This is a genomic window from Kitasatospora sp. NPDC003701, from assembly GCF_053587085.1.
This window is the reverse complement of record NZ_JBSFNM010000001.1, coordinates 1-20,120: the sequence shown is the minus strand read 5'-3', so window position 1 is coordinate 20,120 and position 20,120 is coordinate 1. Positions and strand designations below refer to the sequence as shown.

14 protein-coding genes are annotated in these 20,120 nt (G+C 72.7%); 3 read left to right on the top strand and 11 right to left on the bottom strand.

Annotated elements, in window-relative coordinates; genetic code table 11:
- Positions 1-305: 305 nt before the first annotated feature.
- Positions 306-2,636, top strand: coding sequence for a collagenase (locus ACWDRR_RS00070; protein ID WP_449769866.1), 2,331 nt, complete (start codon positions 306-308; stop codon positions 2,634-2,636).
- Between the two features lie 58 nt (positions 2,637-2,694).
- Here the strand turns inward: ACWDRR_RS00070 and ACWDRR_RS00065 are convergent, their stop codons facing one another.
- The gene (locus ACWDRR_RS00065) at positions 2,695-3,168 is read right to left on the bottom strand and encodes a DUF5990 family protein (RefSeq protein WP_449769865.1); all 474 of its coding nucleotides are present in this window, start codon (positions 3,166-3,168) and stop codon (positions 2,695-2,697) included.
- 177 nt (positions 3,169-3,345) lie between these two features.
- Here ACWDRR_RS00065 and ACWDRR_RS00060 point away from each other — a divergent pair, with 177 nt between their 5' ends.
- Positions 3,346-3,843 (top strand): histidine kinase, encoded by a 498-nt coding sequence (locus ACWDRR_RS00060; RefSeq protein WP_449769864.1) that lies wholly within the window; start codon positions 3,346-3,348, stop codon positions 3,841-3,843.
- 34 nt (positions 3,844-3,877) lie between these two features.
- On the opposite strand, the gene ACWDRR_RS00055 is transcribed toward ACWDRR_RS00060, so the two are convergent.
- From ACWDRR_RS00055 to ACWDRR_RS00010, 10 genes are all read right to left on the bottom strand, one after another.
- Positions 3,878-4,261, bottom strand: a complete 384-nt coding sequence (locus ACWDRR_RS00055; protein WP_449769863.1) for a VOC family protein — start codon at positions 4,259-4,261, stop codon at positions 3,878-3,880.
- Between the two features lie 185 nt (positions 4,262-4,446).
- Entirely contained in the window at positions 4,447-7,380 is a 2,934-nt protein-coding gene (locus tag ACWDRR_RS00050) for an NACHT domain-containing protein (RefSeq protein WP_449769862.1), read from the bottom strand.
- A gap of 81 nt (positions 7,381-7,461) precedes the next feature.
- Complete coding sequence (locus ACWDRR_RS00045; protein ID WP_449769861.1) at positions 7,462-8,715, bottom strand: WD40 repeat domain-containing protein; 1,254 nt, start codon at positions 8,713-8,715, stop codon at positions 7,462-7,464.
- Between the two features lie 185 nt (positions 8,716-8,900).
- Entirely contained in the window at positions 8,901-10,100 is a 1,200-nt protein-coding gene (locus tag ACWDRR_RS00040; protein WP_449769860.1) for a serine hydrolase domain-containing protein, read from the bottom strand.
- Positions 10,101-10,290: 190 nt separating this feature from the next.
- A complete protein-coding gene (locus tag ACWDRR_RS00035; protein ID WP_449769859.1) occupies positions 10,291-11,328 on the bottom strand; it encodes a LacI family DNA-binding transcriptional regulator in 1,038 nt (345 codons plus the stop codon).
- A gap of 251 nt (positions 11,329-11,579) precedes the next feature.
- Complete coding sequence (locus tag ACWDRR_RS00030; protein ID WP_449769858.1) at positions 11,580-13,295, bottom strand: glycoside hydrolase family 36 protein; 1,716 nt, start codon at positions 13,293-13,295, stop codon at positions 11,580-11,582.
- A gap of 2 nt (positions 13,296-13,297) precedes the next feature.
- Complete coding sequence (locus ACWDRR_RS00025) at positions 13,298-14,176, bottom strand: carbohydrate ABC transporter permease (protein ID WP_449769857.1); 879 nt, start codon at positions 14,174-14,176, stop codon at positions 13,298-13,300.
- Entirely contained in the window at positions 14,173-15,096 is a 924-nt protein-coding gene (locus ACWDRR_RS00020) for a carbohydrate ABC transporter permease (RefSeq protein WP_449769856.1), read from the bottom strand. The genes ACWDRR_RS00025 and ACWDRR_RS00020 overlap by 4 nt, the downstream gene beginning before the upstream one ends.
- Positions 15,093-16,436, bottom strand: coding sequence for an ABC transporter substrate-binding protein (locus ACWDRR_RS00015; RefSeq protein WP_449769855.1), 1,344 nt, complete (start codon positions 16,434-16,436; stop codon positions 15,093-15,095). The genes ACWDRR_RS00020 and ACWDRR_RS00015 overlap by 4 nt, the downstream gene beginning before the upstream one ends.
- A gap of 239 nt (positions 16,437-16,675) precedes the next feature.
- Positions 16,676-17,833 carry an aminotransferase class V-fold PLP-dependent enzyme gene (locus tag ACWDRR_RS00010; RefSeq protein WP_449769854.1) on the bottom strand — a complete coding sequence of 386 codons (1,158 nt, stop codon included), beginning with the start codon at positions 17,831-17,833 and terminating at the stop codon, positions 16,676-16,678.
- Between the two features lie 300 nt (positions 17,834-18,133).
- Here ACWDRR_RS00010 and ACWDRR_RS00005 point away from each other — a divergent pair.
- The coding region (locus ACWDRR_RS00005) for a collagenase (RefSeq protein ID WP_449769853.1) at positions 18,134-20,120 on the top strand (1,987 nt) is incomplete at its 3' end.

The following is a 20,120-nucleotide window of genomic DNA, read 5'->3' as shown; positions in this document are numbered from 1 at the left end:
GTTCCGGTGCGCACGGAGCACACGGAGCACACGGAGCACACGGAGGGCCCCGCCACGCGGCGGGGCCCTCCGCCCGTTCCCGGCCCTGCCCGGAGCCGCCACAGGCCGCCCTGGGCCGCCCCGCAACCGCCCAGGACCGCCCAGCACCCTCCACTGCCGCGCGGCCTGACAACGTTTCGGTTGCGGCGGCCGGTAATCCGGTCCGAGGTCTTCCGTATGTGATGCGACATGTGCAATTTTACATGTCACACATCGAAAGCCGCTTTCCCCAACAGCGGCCACACCGGCCCCGGAGGCCCCCACAGATGCGTCCCTCCCGGATATCAACGGCCAACGCGCGCAGACTTCCTGCGCTCGGCGCGGCCTTCTTCATCGCGCTCGGCCTGTTCACCCCGCAGAGCCAGGCAGCCCCCGTCGGCATCACGGCCCCGGCCGGCGCGAGCGCCACCGGAGCCACCTCCTCGGCACCGCGGTCGATCCCGGTCCCCAAGTCGCCCGACGCCGCGAACAACAGCACCTTCAAGCTCTCCTCGCAGGACTACGGCAAGGAGTCCACCGCGCCGGCCGCACCGGCCACCGCGCCCCTCAAGGCCGCCAAGCAGTTCTCGGCCGCCGCCGGGGAGCCCTGTCCGGACCTGTCCGGCCTGATCAACGCCACGGGCAGCGCGCTGATCCAGCAGCTCAAGGCGCTGCCGAACGTCCCCTGCGCCTACCCGCTGTTCAATCTCACCGGCACCGACGCCGCGAACGCCTTCGGCGAAGCCAAGATGGTGACCGTCGCCAACGCGCTGCGCGACACCTCCGCCACCTACCCGGGCGACAACAGCACCTCCATCGGGCAGCTGGTGATGTTCCTGCGCGCCGGCTACTACCTGCACGAGGTCAACCCGGGCGTCATCGGCACCTACGGTCCGGCGCTGGAGACCGCGGCCCACGGGGCGCTGGACGCCTTCTTCGCTGCCCCGCACAGCAAGGACATCACCGACGCCAACGGCGACATCCTCAACGAGGTCGTCACGGTGATCGGCCAGACCAAGACGCTCGGCCGGTACAACGGCGTCCTCCAGAGGATGCTGGCCGCCTACAACGGCACCTGGCCCCGGCAGATGAACCTGTCGCTGCAGCACTTCGACTGGATCATCGAGGAGGCCTTCGACCCCAAGGCCGACAGCCAGGGCCTGAAGGCCGCCCTCAAGGCCGACGGCGGCCTCCTCACCACCTGGGCCGACTTCATCACCCGCAACGAAGACCTGCTGAACCGCGATGACATGATCAGCAACATGGGCCGCTACCTCGGCTACGCCCTCGTGGTCCCCGAGCTCAAGAGCCAGCTCCGGCCGCTGCTCAAGGACCTGATCAACCGGTACCCCAACGTCGGCCCCACCGCCCCGATCACCATGAACCTGGCCTGGGCCACCCGCAAGTTCGACAAGGGCAACTGCGCGGCCTACGGCATCTGCGACCTGAACACCCGCCTGATGCCGGTGATCCTGCCGATCCAGCACACCTGCAACCCGGGGCTGAAGATCCGCGCCCAGGACATGTCCCCCGCGCAGCTGGCCACCACCTGCACCAGCCTGGTCAACCAGGACGCCTACTTCCACAAGGTGATCGGTGACAAGGGCGCGATCCCCGGTGACGTGAACACCAACCTGGAGGTCGTCGCCTTCGACGACTACTACAACTACTCGCTGTACGCCTGGTCCTTCTACGACATCGACGTGGACAACGGCGGCATGTACGAGGAGGGCAACCCGGCCCTGCCCGGCAACCAGGCCCGCTTCATCGCCCACGAGGCCAGCTGGCTGCGCCCGAGCTTCCAGATCTGGAACCTCAACCACGAGTACACCCACTACCTCGACGGCCGCTACAACATGGCCGGCGACTTCGAGGCCGGCATCACCACCCCGACCATCTGGTGGGTCGAGGGCATCGCCGAGAACATCTCGTTCGGCTACCGCAACGCGCGCAACACCGACGCGATCAACGAGGCCGCCAAGAAGACCTACAAGCTCAGCCAGCTGTTCGACACCGTCTACGACCAGGACGGGGACCCCGACGTCAACTCGAACCGGGTCTACCGCTGGGGCTGGCTCGCGGTCCGCTACATGCTCCAGGAGCACCGCGCGGACGTCGAGACCGTGCTCACCAAGTACCGCGCCGGTGACTGGAACGGTGCCCGCACCCTCCTGAAGCAGACCATCGGCACCAGCTACGACGCCGGCTTCGACGCCTGGCTGACCGCCTGCGCGAGCAACGACTGCGGCCCGCTGCCGGACGCCCCCGTCACCCCGGTCACCCCGGTCTGCACCATCGCCGACCCGCGCCAGTTCGACAAGAACTGCCGCCGGGACAACCTCGCCGCCACCGCCGGCAACTACAGCTACAGCTTCCTGAACCTGCCCGCGGGCGTGAAGCAGCTGACCATCACCTCCAGCGGCGGTACCGGCAACGCCGATCTCTACTACGGCGGAAGCAGCTGGGCGACCACCGGCTCCTACCAGGCGAAGTCCACCAACGCCGGGAACGGCGAGACGCTGACGATCACCAACCCCCCGGCCGGCTGGGTCTACTTCAGCCTCGCCGCCGGACAGCAGGACTTCAGCGGCGTGAGCGTCACCACCCAGTACCAGTAGACCGGATCCGGCACCACGGCACCCGGGCGAAGGGCCCCGCACTCGGCGGGGCCCTTCGTCATGCCCCGGTCCCGTCCGGGCCCGCCGACCAGGCGACCAGCGGCGGCCGGACGGCGGCGCAGAGCGGGTGCCCCTTGGCGTCGGTCAGACCGAGCCTGGCCACCAGCAGGCCACCGCGCACGGCCGCCTCGACGGTGCCCGGCGGGACGGCGTCCAGCATCAGCTTGGCCCGGCGGAACATCGTGAAGCCCTCGGCGCCGCCCGCGACCCAGGACAGGTAGACGAACCGGGCACCCGGGCCGCCCTGGACGTACGGGCCGAGGAGGTCCGGGCCGGCCTTCACCGTGCACTCCAGGGTCCAGACCGCCCCGGCCGCGTCCCCGGCCACCGGTTCGAGCAACTCCTGCGGCCTGCCGCGCCGTTGCACGGCGACGTGGATGTCGTCGTAGCCCGGGAAGCCCGGGGCCCCGGGGCAGCTGCGCCCCGGGAGGTCGGTGGCCTCGATCCTGATGCGCACGCTCGTGTTCGCCATGGCCCCATCCTGCCGCGCCGGGCCGGTCGGGTCGGCGCGGCAGGACGGGGCCGTGGCGCACCTGGCCGGACGTTTGAAGCCGCGCACCCGGGGAAGCCGTGCGACTCCTGTGGCAGGCCCGCCCGGCCGCCGTCAGGATGGAAGCCCAGGGCACAGCCCCGACCCGATCGGAGTGCGATGACCGACCAGCACAATGTCGTTCTGCTCACCTTCCCGGACCCGTCCGCGTGCCGCCCCGCGTTCGAGGAGGCGGAGCACCTGCCGGGCCTTCGGCAGGCCGCCGTCCTGGAGCGCTCCGCCGACGGCCTGCTGGAGACCAAGGACGGCTATGCCCGCGGGGCCGGCGTGGCCACCGTGGGCTCCGGCGTGGTCGGCGGCCTGATCGGGCTGCTCGGCGGGCCGATCGGCTCCCTGCTGGGATTCGCCGCCGGCGCGGCGCTCGGCAACGCCGCCGAGGAGGGCCGAAACGCCACGGGCGGGGCCGGGCTGATCGTGCTCTCCCCGCGGGTGCCGGACGGCGCGGCCCTGCTGGTGCTGGACATCCGGGAGGCGTCCCCCGCCGCCGCCGACGAGTTCGCCGCCCGGCACGGGGCGACGGTCGAGCGGATCGGCGCCGAGGAGTTCGCCGACCAGGTCCGCGCAGCCGAGCAGCGCGCCGAGGAGTCGGCGGACTAGGAACCGAACGGGCCGGCCCTCGCCGTCGCCCCCGTCACTCTGCGGGGCGGACGATCCGCCGGACCAGCTCCGGGGTCCACTCCACGTACTCGATCTCGGCCCCGTCGGCGTGCCGCGCGTAGAGGAAGCGGCCGGTCGGCGAGGTGGTCTCGGGCGTGGTGATCACGGCGCCGGCGGCCAGCAGGGTCGCCCGCAGCTCGTCGAGGTCGGTGACCACCACGGTCGCGGAGGCGTGCGCGTACCGGGCCCGCTCCCCGGCCGGGCCGGCGATCACCAGGAAGTCGCCGACGGCCGCCAACTCGACGCCCTCGAAGCCCAATCGCAGATCGGGCTCCGCGCCGGTGAGCGTGCGCAGCAGCGGAAGGGCGTCGTCGAGGCTGTCCACCCAGAGGCGGGCGTAGGTCTTCAGGACGGCCATGGGCACTCCGATTCGTCCGGACCACGGCGGCACGCAGCGCCGTCCCCGCGGTCTCCACCGGTTACCCGCTCACCCTAGGGACACGGGCCCGGAGGCAGAAGAACGCACTTTCCGGTGACCGGGGCACCTTTCGGTGACCGCGCCGGGCGGGGCAGCCCGCAGGGTCGAAAGCGGTCGAGCAGGGCTCAGCCGGCACCGGGGAGATCGGTGATGCCGACCACGGTGGGCTCCAGTGCAAAATCGTAGTAGGCCACTCCTGCCAGGAAGTCGTGCAGCACCTTCACGACGCTCCACCCCGTCGCGGGCTGGGCCTCGGCAGCTTCGATGCAGAGCTGTTGCGCATGGGAAAGCCACTCCCATTCCCACCGACAGTCCATTGGGAAGGTCGGGAATTCCTCGACCAGAGGCACCGTGATCCCGTCGACCGTCCGGACGGTCACGCTCTGATCCGCCAACCACGTTTCGACCCAGTCACGGGCCTCGGCCCGCAGCACCGAGTCGGACCGGCTCCGGCCACCGGCGGGCAGGGCAGCCGCGATCACGGAGGCCAGATCGGTACTGACACCGGGTTCCTCGGGAAGGTGTCCTGCGAGGCCACCCGGGAGGGAGCGGCCGTTCAGTTCCGCCGCGATGAAGAGCCGGATCGCTGCCCGCTGCTCCGGGGTCATCCGCCCCTCGGCCTCGTGCAGCAACTCCCTGGCCGCCTCGGCCAAGGGGCCGGTGCCCTTCGTCCATCGCAGGACGGTGCGGTAGCTGAAGACGGTGCGGACCTCATGCCCGGCAAGCGCCTTCCGGGCGGCGTTCTCCACATAGCGCCGAGCCTCCTCGCTCCGGGCGGCGACGTCTTCGAGTACCGGGGCCACCGAGGTGTAGAAGAACGTGTACCCGAGTGGCGACCCGATCAGCTCGGCCGCGTGCTGGACCAACAGCTGCTGGTAGCGCGGGTGCCGGCGGGCGATGTCCTGGTGCAGCAGCTCCAGGGCGAGGCCGGCGCCGGGGAGCAGCGTCATGGCAGCCGGGTCCAACGCGTCCACCTCCCGTAGCAGGGTGATGAGTTCGGATCGCAGGTGCGGCCGGTGGGTGAAGAGGCCGGCGGCGGTCAGCAGCCAGGTGTGCTGCCAGCTGTCGTCCCTGGCGAGGGGGCCCAGCCTCGGCACGATGTCCTTGTCCGGACCGGAGAGGAGTGCCCGGGCCGCGCAGTACTCCTGGAGACTCTTGACCTCGAAGCCGATCGCCCCCTGCTCGGGCGCGACCAGCAGGACCAGCCGGTCGGTGGCCGCCTCGACCAGCTCCGCCGCCAGCGAACGCGACCGCTCCTCGTCCTCGGTCTCGGTCAGCAGCCGGTCCTGGAGCGCCCGTTCGACATTGGTCCGCTCCAGCGCCGGCACGTCGGTCGGCTCGGTCACGGCCTCGCTCGCCTGAAGGTGCAGTCCCACGTACTGGTGCAGCCAGTCCACATGGGCCTGGCTCTCCGCGAGCAGCTGCCCGGTCGGCCCGGGTTTGTCGGCCTCGCGCGCGTAGACGGTGCCGTAGTAGGCCTCGAAGAGCTCGTAGCGGTTCTGCGGCATCCTGGCACGCTTCTCGACGAGCAGCGACATGATCGTCACCTGAAGCGGCGAACGCATCAGCCGGGCGGTGTGCGCGTCCCGCGCGGCAGCCTCGATGCGGTTCTCCACGGTGTCGAGCAGGTCGGGGTCGTCCTGGTGCCTGGCCCGGGCGAGCCGGCCCGCGTAGTGCAACGCCTCCTCCGTCGTGAGATCCCGCAACCGAAGAGTCTCGTAGTCCCCTTGATGGAACTCGCCGTTGTACCCCTGCGGCCGGGTGGTACCGACCACCAGGAGGTCCGCGTCCATGGCGCCGGCCGTGAGCAGGAACTCCTCGATCCGGCCCATGACCAGTTCCCGGGTCTGCCGGGGCGCCACCTCGTCGAGGCCGTCGAGCAGCAGGAGCCAGGGTGAGGTCCGCAGCGACCGGCCGAGCGCGGCCGCGGAGACCTCGACCGACCGACGTGCCAACTGCCGTGCCAGGAAGTCCAGTACGCCGAGATGCTCATCGCTCCGCAGCGCGCTCGCGTAGTCGTGCAGCACGATTCGCAGCGGCAGCCGGCGAACATTCGGTACCGGCAGGCCGATACCGGCCAACTCCCGGCGCAGCGACCTGTGCACCTCTCGCGCCTGGGCAGTCGGCAGTCCACCACCGTCTCCGTCCAGGAAGGACACCCGGTACGCCTGGCAGATCAGTTGGCTCAGTGTGCTCTTTCCCTGCCCAGGGCCGCCGACCAGCAGGAGGTGCCGCGCCTCCGTTCCCTCCCGCGCGGAAGGGCGCAGACAGGCCTCACCCCGCCCGATCACATGGGCAGCGGTCGACACCACCTCACCGGCCGCCGTGCCCACCGCACTGCGGCGGGCCCGCAGATCGACGGCGACCCGGCCGAGTCCGATCCGGCCCCGGTCGGGCTCGGCACCGGCCTGGCCCAGCCGGACCCACTGGTCGGCGACGAGCTCGGCGGCCGTGTAGGCCCGCAACCCCGCCGCCGTTCGCGCGGCCTCCGCCGCGTCTCCCCGGTCCCGGCCCGCAGCGACCAGTGGTGCCAGGACGTCCCCCGGGACGACCAGACCCGCCACGGTCTGGCGGATGCCCGGGTACATGTCGAGGAAGCGGCAGATCTCGTCGAAGTGCCAGACCGCCCAGCCCCGGAGCGGCAGGTCGAGCTGCGCGGCCTGCTCCGCGACGAAGGCGTCGATCCGATCGATCCCACCGTTTCCGGCCGCCGGCGACAGCACCACGTTCGTCGCGAACAGAAGGTACTGCGGCAGCCGTTCACCGCGGGAGCCCACCGAGGCCCAGTCGGCGAGCTCCTTGCGGATCTCGCCCTCCAGCCAGACCACGTCGGCGGGTCGGCCGCCCGGGCGGCCGCGGAACTTCGCCTGCACGACGCCGTAACCATTCCATTGACCGCCGTGCGACGTGTACGGCACCGTGCCGTCGAAGTCGGCATCACGGCCACCGTCCCGCCCGTCACCGAACACCCGGACGCCGGGGCCGAGGACGTGCTTGGCGAGCGCCTGGACGACGTGCTCGAACTCCCGGGCGCCCAAGCGGGCCAAGTCGTGATCCACCGCGCCATCGTTTCGGATCACGGGGACGGCCGCCACCGGTTCCGGTCAACCTGCCTTCGTCCGGCGTGATCTGGCGCTTGATCAGGACCGCAGGACCTTCAGGGCGACCGTCTCGCCCGAGCCCGCGATCGCCAGCACCGAGGCGTCGGGCGAGAACGCGACCGTCCAGACCGAGCCGTCGCGTACCCGGAGCGGCTCGCCCTTGCGCTGCCCGGTGTGCGGGTTCCACAGCTGCACCGGGCCGGCCTCGTCGACCGTCGCGCAGAGGTTGCCGTCCCGCGAGAGGGCCGCGCAGCACGCGTGGCCGTCCTCGTCCCCGAAGAGGTGGAAGCTGCGCTGCGCATCGTCGCCGATCGCCCAGAGTCGCATCACGCCCCGGTGGTCGACGGTGAGGAGTTCGGCGTCCGCGGTGAAGAACGTCTCGACGATGCGCACGCCCGGCGTCTTCAGCTGGTCACGGGTCTCCTGCCCGGTCGCCGTGGACCGGAACCGCACCCGCCCGTCGGCCCCGGCGAGTGCGAGGACGCCCCCGTCGGGCGCGAAGGCCAGGGAGTTGACGAGACAGCCGGTCGACGGCAGGGCGTGGACGAGCCGGCCCGTCGCCGCCTCCCGGAGCTGCGCCGCGCCGCTCAGGTCGGCCACCGCGAGGAGCTCCCCGGTCGGCGAGAAGAGCAGTTCGGCGACCGCGATGTCGCCGACGCGCAGCACCCGGACGGCCGCCGTCCGGTCCCCCGGTGCCCAGAGCCGGACCGTCCCGTCCACGCCGCCGCTCGCCAGCCATCGGCCGCAGGGGGAGAACGCCACCGCATTGACCCAGCCGCGGTGGCCGACCAGCGCCCCGCCGCGCTGCCGGCCGGTCTCCGGATCCCAGAGGCGGACCGCGCCGTCGGTGCCGGCCGTGGCCAGCAGTGAGCCGTCGGGCGAGAACTCCATCGCCTGGACGTCGTCGTGCCGCGTACGGATCGGCGGCAGCAGGATCTCCAGCTCTTCCGGCCGGTGGGAGAGGCCGTTCAGCAGGGCGCGGCCGGCCAGTGTGCCGCCGCCCGTCCAGACCGGCGCGGGGCCGGCGGGCGGCGGGGCGGGCGGTGGCAGGGCACCCGCCCCGCCGGCGGCGCCGCCCTCGTCGCCGTCGGGTCCGGCGCCGTGGGCCGCGGCGGCACCCCCGAGCACCACCAGCGCCGACTCCGGCACCGGCGGGGCCTGCTGGTGGAAGAACTGCATCGTGGTCACCGTCCCGGCCTGGACGAGTGGGCCGCCGACCCGCGCCTCGTTCGCCTCGTTCCGGGCCTTGCCCTCCGGTGGACCGCCGTCCTCCCGGACCTGCCACCCCGCCATGCCGCCGCTCCGCCCGCTCGCTCGCCCGTCCGTCCGGACTCGCCATGGTGGCCCACGGCGCGCGGTCGCCGCAGAGAAACCGCCGGATGTCCCGAGGCTGTCCGGCGGTCGGCCGGCTCTCCGTCCCGGCCGGCCGATGGTCCGTCATGACCCTGAATGGCAACAGGTGTTCGGGCTGATCGTGGCTAGCTCGGGGGCACCGGGCGGTCGTAGACGTTGTCCGGGGTCGCGATCTCGGTGATCGCCCGGGCGAGCAGGGTGGACGGCTCCTGGCCCTGGGAGGAGATGTCCGTGTTGATCTCGATCACGAGCGTGGCCCGCTGCGACGGCAGGTGGACGGCCACGGTCTCGTAGCCGGGGATGGAGCCGTTGTGGCCGATCCAGCCGCCGGTCTCGAAGATCCCGAGGCCGTAGTCGGTGCCGGGGATGCCGGTCGGCAGCACCTTGAGCCGCTCGCGCTGGGTCTGCGGGCTGAGCAGCTCCCCGGTGGCGACGATCCCGGCCCAGCGGCGCAGGTCGTGCAGGTCCGAGATCATCGCCCCGGCCGCCCAGCCCCAGCTCGGGTTCCAGTCCGTGGCGTCCGCGACCTCGCCGCTCGGCGTCTGGTCGGTGTAGCCGCGCGCGTGCGGCTCGGGGAACTCGGGCCCGCTCGGGAACAGCGTGCGGTGCAGGCGGGCCGGGCGGAGCACCCGCTCGTGGATGAAGTCGGCGAGGCCGCGCCCGCTGACCTTCTCGACGACCAGGCCGAGCAGGACGAGGTTGGTGTTGGAGTACTCGAACTTCTCGCCCGGGCCGAAGGTGTTGTCGTGCTTGAAGCCGTAGGCGAGCACCTCCTGCGGGGTGAACGAACGGCTCGGGTCGCTCTCCAGCGTCCGGACGAAGTCCGGGTCCGAGGTGTAGGGGAACAGGCCGCTGCGCATCTCGGCGAGCTGACGCAGTGTGATGTCGGAACCGCAGGGCACGCCCTCGACGTAGTCGGAGATCGGGTCGTCCAGCCCGATCCGGCCGTCGTCGACGAGTTCGAGCAGCGCGGTGACGGTGAAGGTCTTGGTCTCGCTGCCGATCCGGGTGAAGCCGTCGGTGGTCATCGGCCTGCCGGTGGTGGTGTCGGCGACACCGGTCGCGCGGACGTAGCTTCCCCTGCCCGGCAGCCAGAGCCCGACGACGACGCCGGGGATCCCGGCCTGCTGCCGGACGTCCTCGATGGCCCTGTCCAGCCGGGCGGTCAGCTCGGGGCCGAGGCCGTCCTGCGGGTGGTCGTCCTGGCCGTACCGGTCGGTGCTCACGGCATGGACGGCCGTCGCGGGCGTCACCGCGGTCGGGGCCAGCACGGACACCGCGAGGAGCGCGGCGGCGAGCAGGCGGCGGGAGGGGGTACGTCGCATGGCGGGCGCCTCTTCCATCTCGGGGGCTCAGATGGCAAAGGTCACCCTTCGGACCCCGGGCGGAGGCACCGGTCGGTACGCGTTCCGGCAAGTCCACTCGTTCGGAGCCACCGGGTTCCCGCGCGCCCCGAACGCCCGGCGCCCGGACCGGCCGGATGCCGGTCCGGGGCGCGGGGCCGGGGCGCCGGGCTCAGCGCGAGCTGTCCCGGACGACCAGTTCGGCCGGCAGCTCCAGGCCCTTCCCCGGCGGCTGCTCGCCCCGGACCTGGGCCAGGAGCAACCGCACCAGCCCGGCCGCGATGGCCGGCAGGGGCAGCCGGACGGAGGTCAGCGCGGGGTGCAGGTGACGGCAGAGCGGGGTGTCGTGGAAGCCCACCACCGCCACGTCCCGGCCGACGGTCAGACCTTCGGCACGGACCGCCTCGTAGACGTCCATGGCCAGCAGATCACTGCCCGCCGCCACGGCCGTCGGCCGGTCGGCCCCGCGCAGCAGCGCCCGCACCGCCGCGACGCCGTCGCCCTGCGCGCCGGTGCCCAGCTCCCCCGGTTCGGCGACGGTCAGGCCCAGCCGGTCCGCCTCCGCACGGAAGCCCTCGCGCCGGTCCGCCATCCACGGCAGGCCGGCCGCGCCACCGACGAAGCCGACCCGGCGGTGGCCCTGCGCCGCGAGGTGCCCGGCGACCGCCGCCATCGCCGCGGTGTTGTCGATGTCCACCCAGTGCTGCGGGCTGCCGGCGCCGGTCCGCCCGAAGGCGGCGAACGGCACGCCGGACCGCACGACGTGCGCGACCCGGAGGTCGTCCCGCAGGACGTCCGCCAGGACGAGGCCGTCCACCTGGCGGGCCGCCAGCAGTTCGTCGATCGCCGGTCGCGGGTCCGCCGTGCCGGGCGCGGGGCGGAAGAGCAGCACCCGCTGCCCCTCGGCGCCCGCCGCGTCGACCAGGGCCTCCAGGAAGCCCGCCATCAGCGGGTTGGGGTCGAACGGGTCGTCCACCGGGGCGAGGTAGCCGAGCGTGCGGCGGGCCCCGGTGCGCAGTGAGCGGGCCGACTGGTCCGGCTGGTAGCCGAGCCGCTCGACGGTCGCGGTGACCCGGGCCAGGGTTTCCGGCCGGACCTTCTGCGGTGCGTTGATGGCGTTGGAGACGGTCTGCCGGGAGACCCCGGCCGCACGGGCGACCTCCTCGATCGTGGTGGCGCCGCGGCGCCGCCGGGACAGTCCCTCGGACAATGGGTCCTCCGCTCGGTCGTGAGGTCGTGAGGTCGTGAGGTCGTGAGGTCGCGCACTCGGTCGGTCGGTCGTGAGGTCGTGCAGTCGCACGAGCACAAGCACAAGCACGAGCACGAGCACGAGCACGACCAGGCAATCACACGACCGCCCCGGGCCGGCGGCCGGTACGGGACCGAGGACGGACCGAAGACGGGCCGAAGACGGCCCGGTACGGCCACGACCGCCGACCGGCCGGCCCGGGGCGGCCGGGATCAGGACCGGCGCAGCGTCAGCAGCCCGCCGCGCGGTACGGCGACGACGGCCGCCCCGGTCAGATCGAGGGGGCCCTGCCGCAGGACGCGCCCGCGGGCGTCCTGGACGGTGGCCTCCGCCTCCCCCGAGCCGCCGAGCAGGTGGACCTCCGGGTCGGCGTCGGCGTTGGCGACCAGCAGCGTGCGCCACGGCTCGGCGACCGCCCGGACGGGCAGCGGGGCGTAGCGCGCGACCACCACGGTGTCCGGGCCGGCGGCCGTGACCTGCGGGTAGCCGAGGTCGGGCCGGTCCGGGCGCAGCTCGCCGAGTTGCAGGGTGGCGAGGTGCTCGCGCACGACGCCGAGCCAGAAGGCGAGGACCTCGCGCTGCTCGGGGGTCTGGGCCGCCAGGTCGACCGAGATCTGCGGCACCGAGAACAGCACGTTGATCAGGTGGCAGGCCACCTGCTCGGGCGGCTCCGCCGGGTGCCACATGAGCATGTCGGCGTGGACCGCCATCGGCCCGGCGACCAGCCGGGTGTCGATGGTGCGCTGCCGGTTCTCGGTCGGGCTGAGCGGGCAGTCGGTGGCCCGGACCATGGTGGTGTACGGCCAGAGGCCGGGGCTGACGTAGGGCTGGCGGTGCTCGATCATGGCCTGCGGGCGGACGGCGGTGATCCGGCGGCGGATCCCGCCGAGCAGCCGCTCGACGCCCTCGGCCACGGTGGCGCAGTCCGCCTCCGGCCCGGCCGGGGGCGGGTCCTGGACGCCGAACCAGTCCACGAAGTCGACCTTCAGCCCGTCCATCCCCCACTCCTCGACGGCCCGGGCGAGCCGGTCGGTGAGGTGCTCCCGGACGACGGCGTAGCGCGGATCGGCGACGATCACGCCCATCCGGTCGTCCTCCTTCAGCGCGTACCGGCCGAGCTTCTGCGCGGCCTCGCTGTCCCGGCCGATGAACGGCAGGGCGTACCAGAGCATGTACTGGACCCCGAGGTCGTGCACGCGCCGGACGTGGGCGGCGGTGTCCGGAAGCGAGACCGGCTCCCAGTCCCCGCAGTGGGCGTAGCCGCGGGTGCGGTCGTCGGTCATCCAGCCGTCGTCGACGATGATGACGTCCAGCCCCAGCTCCTTGCCGAGGGCGGCCTGGGTCTCGACCGCCCCGGGGGTGACGTTCTGGTGCAGCGAGTACCAGGTCGAGTACGCGGGGAGGCGGGCGGCGTCCGGGACGTGGGCCTCCCGGCCGGCCCACCACCAGCCGGCGATGCCGGCCAGGCAGCGGGCGAAGTGCCGGCGCGAGGTGTCGATCCGGACGGTCAGCCGGCCGGTGGCCTGCACCCAGAACCGGAACTCGGCGGTCTCCTCGACGACTCCCGCGCCGGCCAGGACGTCCACCCGGTCGGCGGCGAAGGCGCAGATCGCGACGTCGCCGGTGCCGACGAGGGCGGCGACCGGTGCGCCGCGGGTGAGGGACACCTGGTGCGGCGCCCGCCAGCTCGCCGGCAGCCAGCCGGTGAGGCTGCTGTCCGGGCTCCAGAAGGCGGTCGCGTCGACGCACGGGACGCGCCACTCGATCCGCACCTCGCCGTCGTCGGCCGCGGTGACCTCGACGACGCCCTCGTCGGTCACGCGCGCCGTGGCCTCGCCGGTGACCAGCAGGTCCAGCCCCTCGACGGCCAGCGGGCGGGGTCGCCCGGCGGCGGCCGCACCGGCGTGCGGTTCCCAGATCTCTTCCATGGTCAGCCCTTCGTAGCGCCGGCCAGCAGGCCGGAGATGAACTGCCGCTGAAGGACCAGGAAGAGGACCATCATCGGCACGGTGGAAACGGCGGTCCCGGCGAGGATCGCGCCGTAGTCGGTGGTGCTCTTCATGCCGTGGAGCGTGGCGAGCGCCACCGGCAGGGTGTGCATCTCGGCGCTGCGCAGTGCGATCAGCGGCCAGACGAACTGGTTCCACGAACCCAGGAAGAGGAAGATGGACAGCGCGGCGAGCACCGGGCGCATCACCGGGACGACCACGCTCCACAGCACCCGGAACTCGCCGGCGCCGTCGACCCGGGCGGCGTCCAGCAGTTCGTCCGGCATCCCGCTGAGGGACTGGCGCATCAGGAAGATCGCGAACGGCACGCACAGGCCCGGGAGCACGACGGCCTGGTAGGTGTCGAGCAGGCCGAAGGACATCATCATCTTGAACAGCGGCACCAGCATCACCTGCTCCGGCACCACCAGGGTGGAGAGCAGCACCGCGAACAGCACGGTGCGGCCCCGGAACCGGAACTTGGCGAAGGCGTAACCGGCCAGCAGGGCGACGATCAGCGCGCCCACCGTCTGCAACCCGGCCACCAGCAGCGAGTTGAAGAGCACCCGGCCCAGCCCGATCTTGGCCTGGAGGCGGTCGACGTTGTCGCCGAAGGCGTCGCCCGGCAGCAGCGCGGGCGGCCAGGAGAAGATCTCGCTGTCCTTGTGGCTGGCGGCGACCACCAGCCAGTAGAAGGGGCCGACCGAGAGTCCGGCGACACCGGCCAGCACGAGGGTCAGGGGCAGGCCGCGCAGTCGCGCCGTCCGGAAGCGGGGTCGGCTGTCGCTCCGCCGCTCGCTCCCCCTGGTTGCGGTGGTCATGAGCGCTCTCCCATCAGGCGCATCTGGAGGGCGCCGAGCACCGACACGATCAGCGTGAGCGCGTAGGCGATGGCGGAGGCGTAGCCGAAGTCGAAGTACCGGAAGCCGTTCTGGTACAGGTACATCGACACGGTGAGGGTGGCGTTGTCCGGGCCGCCGTGGGTCAGCACGTAGGGCTCGTCGAACAGTTGCAGCGTGCCGATGGTGGAGAGCACCACCGTGAAGAGCAGCACGGGCCGCAGGGCCGGCACGGTGATCGACCAGAAGCGGCGCAGCGGTCCGGCGCCGTCCACCATCGCGGCCTCGTACAGCTCCTTGGGGATGCCCTGCAGGCCGGCCAGGTAGATGACGGCGTTGTAGCCGGTGTAGTGCCAGGTGAGGACGAGGACGACGGACATCCGGGCCCAGAACGGATTGCCGAGCCAGTCCACCGAGGGCAGGCCGACGGCGTCGAGGAGCCAGTTGACGGCGCCCTGGTCGGTGTTCAGCAGGAAGGCGAACATCACGCCGGTGGCCACCAGGCCGGTGACGGAGGGCATGAAGACGCCGAGCCGCCACACGGCGCGCCAGCGCACGAAGGCCGAGTTGATGCCGACGGCCAGGAGGAGCGCCAGCACGAGCATCAGCGGCACCTGGACCACGAGGATCACGCCGGTGTTGCGCAGGGCCGTCCAGAACAGCGGGTCGTCCAGCAGCCGCCGGTAGTTGGCCAGCCCGGCGCCCTTGGTGGCCGAACCCGCGCCGGTGGTCAGCGAGAGCAGCAGCGAGGAGATGATCGGGTAGGCCTTGAACACCGCGAAGAGGATCAGCGCGGGGGCGAGCAGCAGGTAGGGCAGGGCGCGGCGGCGCAGCACCGCCCGGCGCCGGGCCGGTGACGCCACCGCCCCGACGGGCTCGACGAGTCGGGCGGTGGCGGTCATGCGATGGTGCGCCCGGTCTGCTGGGCGAGCTGCTTGGCCGCGTCCTGGAGCACGGCCGCCGGGTCGGCGCCCTTGACGAGGACCTTGACCTGGGCGTCGCTGGCGAGCTTCAGCGCGCGGGCGTAGTCGCCGGAGTAGTTGGTGGCGTCCGCGCCCTCGCCGAGCAGGTCGGCGAAGGTCTTCAGGACGGGCTGACCGCCGTAGTAGCGGTTCGGCGCCGCGTACATCGGATCCGCGTAGGCCGCCGTCAGGGAGGGGAAGACGCCGCCGGCGGTGAACATGCCGTTGACCGAGGCCGGCCGGGTCAGCGCGTACTCGACGAACTTCCAGGCGGCGACCCGGCGGGGGCTGGAGGCCGCGACGGCGAGGTGGGTGGAGTTGACGATCGCGGCGCGCTTGCCGCCGACGGTGACCGCCGGGGGCCGGGCCAGCCGCCAGTTCCCGCTCTGGTCGGGGAGCTTGGTCTCCAGGTAGTGCGCGGCCCAGGCGGGCAGCGGGGCGACGGCGACCTTACCGGCCTTCACCAGGTTGAGCCAGCCCTGGTCACCGGCCGCGTCGCCGACCAGCCCGGCGTCCTCCAGGCGCTTGAGGACGGTGAGCGCGCGCACCGCCTCCGGGGAGCCCAGAGTGATGGCGCCCTTGAGGTCGAAGTAGAACGCGCCCTGGAGCTGCATCAGCGACTGCAGGAAGTCGAGGTCGGCCTCGGGGGTGGCGGGCTTGTTGATGCCGATCAGGGATACGCCCGGGTTGGCCGCCTTGAACGCGTCGGCGCCGGCGAGCACGTCGTCCCAGGTCTGGAAGGTGCTCGGGTCCAGGCCCGCCTTGTCGAAGTAGTCCTTGCGGTAGTAGAAGCCCAGCGGGTTGACCTCCCAGGGCAGCGCGTAGGCGTGGCCGTCCTTGCCGCTGACCACCGGCCAGAGCCCCTGGACGAACTTGTCCTTGTGGGCGTCGGCGCCGAGCGCCGAGAGGTCGGCCAGGCCGCCGGGGAACTTCTCCAGGTAGCCGGGGAGGTAGTCGCAGCCGATGTGCAGCACATCGGCGAGGCCCTGCCCGCCGGCTGCCAGGCCGACGGTGATCTTGTCCCAGATCGCCGGGTTGCCGACGTCCTGGACGTCGATCTTGATCCCCGGGTTGTCCTTCTCGAAGGCCGGGACGACGCCGCGCAGGGCCTCGGCCGCGGTGGTCCAGGACCAGACGGTGACGGTGCCGGTGGCGGCGTCACCGCCCGTGCCGGAGACGGAGTCGGACCCGCCGCAGGCGGCGAGCGCGCCACCTGCGGTGAGGGCGAGCACGCCGGCGCCGGAGGCGCGCAGCAGATCCCGACGGGAGACAGATGACATGGCTGACCTCTCTGAGGGGTGGTGGGGTGGGGCCCGTCGCCCCCGCGGGTGGCGACGGGGTGCGACGGGGTGCGACGGAGAGCCGGCGCGACGAGCCGGGCCGGTGGGGCTGCTGGGGTGGCCGGTGGGGCTGGTGAGCCGGGCCGGTGGGGCTGCTGGGGTGGCCGGTGGGGCTGGTGAGCCGGGCCGGTGGGGCTGCTGGGGTGGGCGGAAGGACGGCGCGGGGCGACCGGGACCGGTCAGCCCGTGGGCACCGCGCGCAGCGCGTCGGTGAGCCGGGCGACGGCGTCCGGGCGGTCGGTGGAGGCGTGCGGGGAGAGCCGGACCCAGGGCGTGCGCAGGGTGGTGGCGAGCCCGGCCGCCGTCAGGGCGTCGTGGACGGCCAGCGGGTCGGCGCCCGGCAGGTGGAAGCGGGCGATCCCGCTGCCCGTGGCGGATCCCGCGTCCGCCCGCGACCCCCGGGAGCCGGCCGGCGCCCCGCCGCCCGCCGTCCGCGCACCCACCGCGCGGGCGGCGTCGAGCAGGGCGTCGAGGGTGTCGCCGATCCGGGCGTTGATCGGCCCGACGCCGACCGCCCGGACGAGTTCGAGGGCCGCGCCCAGGGCCGCGACGGCCGGCCCGTCGGGGTTGGTGAGCGTGTGCGCGACGGCGCCCGGCCGGGCCGGGCGCGGGTGGTCGCGCGCGCCGACCGGGTCGATGACGCCGGACCAGCCGCCGAGCCCGGGTTCGAGCAGCCCGGCGACGCGGTCGCGCACCATCAGCAGTGCGGCGCCCCAGCCGGCCCGCAGCCACTTCTGACCGCCGGAGGCGAGCACGTCGGCGGCGTCGGCGTCGAACTCGACCGCGCCGAGCGCCTGGATGGCGTCCACCACCAGGACCCGGTCCGGCCCGATCGCCTCCTTGATCGCGGCCAGCGGCGCGCGGAAGCCGGTGGCGGAGTCCACCGCGCAGACGGACACCGCCCGCACCCGGTCGTCCAGCTGGGCCCGGACGGCGTCCGCGGTGACCGGGCCGTCGATCAGGCGGACCGCGAGCCGGCCGTTGCCGGCCGCCCGCAGCCAGGGGTAGACGGCCCCGGGGAAGTCGTCGCGCCCGACCAGGACGACGCCCTCGCCCCGGACGGCGTGGGCGGCCGCGAACATCCCGTGCGAGGTCGACCCGACGAAGGCGATCTCGTGCGGCAGGCAGCCGAGCAGCTCCGCCGCCGTCCGCGCCGTCCGCGCCACCGAGCGGTCCAACTCGGCCAGGGCGGTCAGGCCCTGACCGTGCATCAATTCGGCCGACCGGGTCAGCACCGCGCGCACATCGGCCGACACCGGCCCGACCCGTGCGAAGTCCAGATAGCCGGCCGGCTCGTCGAACTGCCGCAGGTACTCGGGGAGGGTCTGCGCCGACATGAGACAACCCTTCGATTTGAACGTTCAAACAGACACAACTCATCAGAACCAAACAGGTTTCAACGAGAGAGCCATAGTGAAGCTCGCGGCCCGGGCAACGTCAAGACCTCGCACGAAGAACACGAATCGATAACGTGCGCGCAATCTCTTGCAAGTGCAATTTCACATTACTATGTTACGAACTGTCACCCTCCGCTTGCCGTCGCCCGGCAGGCCACTCGCCGCTTCTCCCCCCTCCGGCGACCCGGGGCACGACACCCCCCACGCATGACACCCCCACGCCCCCACCGAGGAGTTCCGGTGCCCACCTCCAGAACCGTGCGCAACACGCTGCTCTCAGCAGCCCTGGCCACCGCCCTCGCCGCGCCGCTGATGCAGAGCGCCCAGGCTGCCGGCACCACACCGGCCACCGCCGTCCGACAGCTCGCCGCCGGCGCCGCCCCGACCTCGGCACAGACCCCCGGCCAGACCCCCGGCCAGGCCCCCGACCTGGTCGCCGGTCAGGCCCCCGAGCAGGTCGCCCACCGGGCCGCCCCCGGCGGGGCCACCACCGTCGGCCCCCAGGGCGGGCCCGGCGCCGCCGCGCTCCAGCCCACCACCGGCACCCCCGACGGCGACCCGGCCGAATCCGCCCTCGCCGCCGTCACCGCCCAGGGCGCGGCCTGCCCGCCCGAGGTGTTCACCGCCCTCACCCCGGACCGGCTGGCGGACTTCCTGACCGACCGCAGCCACAGCTACCAGGACTGCCTGCGGCCGCTGCTGACCAGTTGGAACGTTCAAACCGCCAAGGTCATGACCCCCGCGCACGTCCGGGCCGTCGCCGAGCGGGTCAGCCTGCTCTCCTCGCGCTTCGACAGCGCCAACAACCTCAACCAGCAGGAACTCTGGTACTACCTGCACATCGCCGTCTACTTCGACTTCTCCTACGCCGAGATCGACCTGGGTGACGCCGTCACCGTGGCCGCCCTCGACCGCGCCATCCGCGACTACACCGCCAATCCGCGGGTGTTCGAGCCCACCACCACCAACGGCGAGACGATGGGCGAGCTGCTGCAGACCGGCAGCGCCCCCGGCCTGCGGACGGCCCGCGTTCCGCTGGTCAAGCAGGTCGTCCGGATGTTCGCCCCCGGCAGCCCGGTGATCGGCGACCCGGGCTGGAACTGGGCCGTCCAGGGCGCCCTGCAGATCAACTTCCAGGGCATCGGCAACGTCGGCGAGGACCCGCAGGGCCTGTTCCGGGCCGCGGTGGCCGCCGACGCCGACTACCGCGAGGCCTTCCGCGCCTACGCCGGCTACACCCACCTCAAGGGCACCGCCAGCGAGTGGGCCGCCGCCGACGCCATGCTGGAGTACGGTCGCTTCGCCCAGATCGACGCCCTGAAGGCCGAGGTGAAGTCCCGGATCGGCGCCCAACTGGAGCTCACCGCGGCGACCTTCGGCCGGATGAGCAGGCCCTGGGCCAACCTGGTCGGCCCGGTCAACGACCTCGGCCTCTGCGCGCCGTACGGCGTCTGCCGCGCCGACATCGAGAAGGCGCTCTTCCCGAACACCTTCAGCTACGACAACGGCACCCTGATCGTGCGCACCGCGCTCGACCGGGCCACCGCCGACCAGCTCTACTACGCCACCAAGCAGGTCAAGGCCCAGTTCTTCCGCGTCCTGGGCACCGACCAGCCGCTCGCCGGGGACGACCACCCGGTGCTCACCGTCCAGCTGTACGACACCAAGAGCCACTACCAGGCCTTCCAGGCCACGCTGTTCGGCATCGGCGACGTCAACAACGGCGGGATGTTCCTGGAGGACCGGTCCACCTTCTACACCTACCAGCGGACCACCGAGGAGTCGTACTTCAGCCTGGAGGAGCTGTTCCGGCACGAGTACACCCACTACCTCAACGCCCGCTGGGCCATCCCGGAGAACGGCTACACCACCCGCTGGCCCGGTGACGCGACCTTCGCCATGAACGAGGGCACCGCCGAGTACTTCGCCGGCTCCACCCGTGAGGGCGGCGTGAAGGCCCGCACGTACATGGTCCGCCAGGTCGGCTGGGACGACCTCGCCGGGGCCCGGCGCCTGACGGTCGACCAGGTCCTGCACGCCACCTGGACCTCCCAGGGCTTCCGCGCCTACCCGTACGCGGCGACCTTCTTCAACCTGCTCGGCGAGAGGCACCCCGACCTGCTCGCCGAGATGTACCGCCTGCTGCGCGCCGACGACAGGGCCGGCTACGACGCCTGGCGCGACCGCCTCGGCCGCGACGCCGCGCTCCAGCGCGAGTACACCGCCT

Coding starts and splice junctions, on each gene's coding strand:
- ACWDRR_RS00030 (WP_449769858.1), bottom strand. CDS start 13,295: ATGGAAGAGATCTGGGAACCGCACGCCGGTGCGGCCGCCGCCGGGCGA.
- ACWDRR_RS00070 (WP_449769866.1), top strand. CDS start 306: ATGCGTCCCTCCCGGATATCAACGGCCAACGCGCGCAGACTTCCTGCG.
- ACWDRR_RS00040 (WP_449769860.1), bottom strand. CDS start 10,100: ATGCGACGTACCCCCTCCCGCCGCCTGCTCGCCGCCGCGCTCCTCGCG.
- ACWDRR_RS00055 (WP_449769863.1), bottom strand. CDS start 4,261: ATGGCCGTCCTGAAGACCTACGCCCGCCTCTGGGTGGACAGCCTCGAC.
- ACWDRR_RS00065 (WP_449769865.1), bottom strand. CDS start 3,168: ATGGCGAACACGAGCGTGCGCATCAGGATCGAGGCCACCGACCTCCCG.
- ACWDRR_RS00015 (WP_449769855.1), bottom strand. CDS start 16,436: ATGTCATCTGTCTCCCGTCGGGATCTGCTGCGCGCCTCCGGCGCCGGC.
- ACWDRR_RS00020 (WP_449769856.1), bottom strand. CDS start 15,096: ATGACCGCCACCGCCCGACTCGTCGAGCCCGTCGGGGCGGTGGCGTCA.
- ACWDRR_RS00010 (WP_449769854.1), bottom strand. CDS start 17,833: ATGTCGGCGCAGACCCTCCCCGAGTACCTGCGGCAGTTCGACGAGCCG.
- ACWDRR_RS00025 (WP_449769857.1), bottom strand. CDS start 14,176: ATGACCACCGCAACCAGGGGGAGCGAGCGGCGGAGCGACAGCCGACCC.
- ACWDRR_RS00060 (WP_449769864.1), top strand. CDS start 3,346: ATGACCGACCAGCACAATGTCGTTCTGCTCACCTTCCCGGACCCGTCC.
- ACWDRR_RS00045 (WP_449769861.1), bottom strand. CDS start 8,715: ATGGCGGGGTGGCAGGTCCGGGAGGACGGCGGTCCACCGGAGGGCAAG.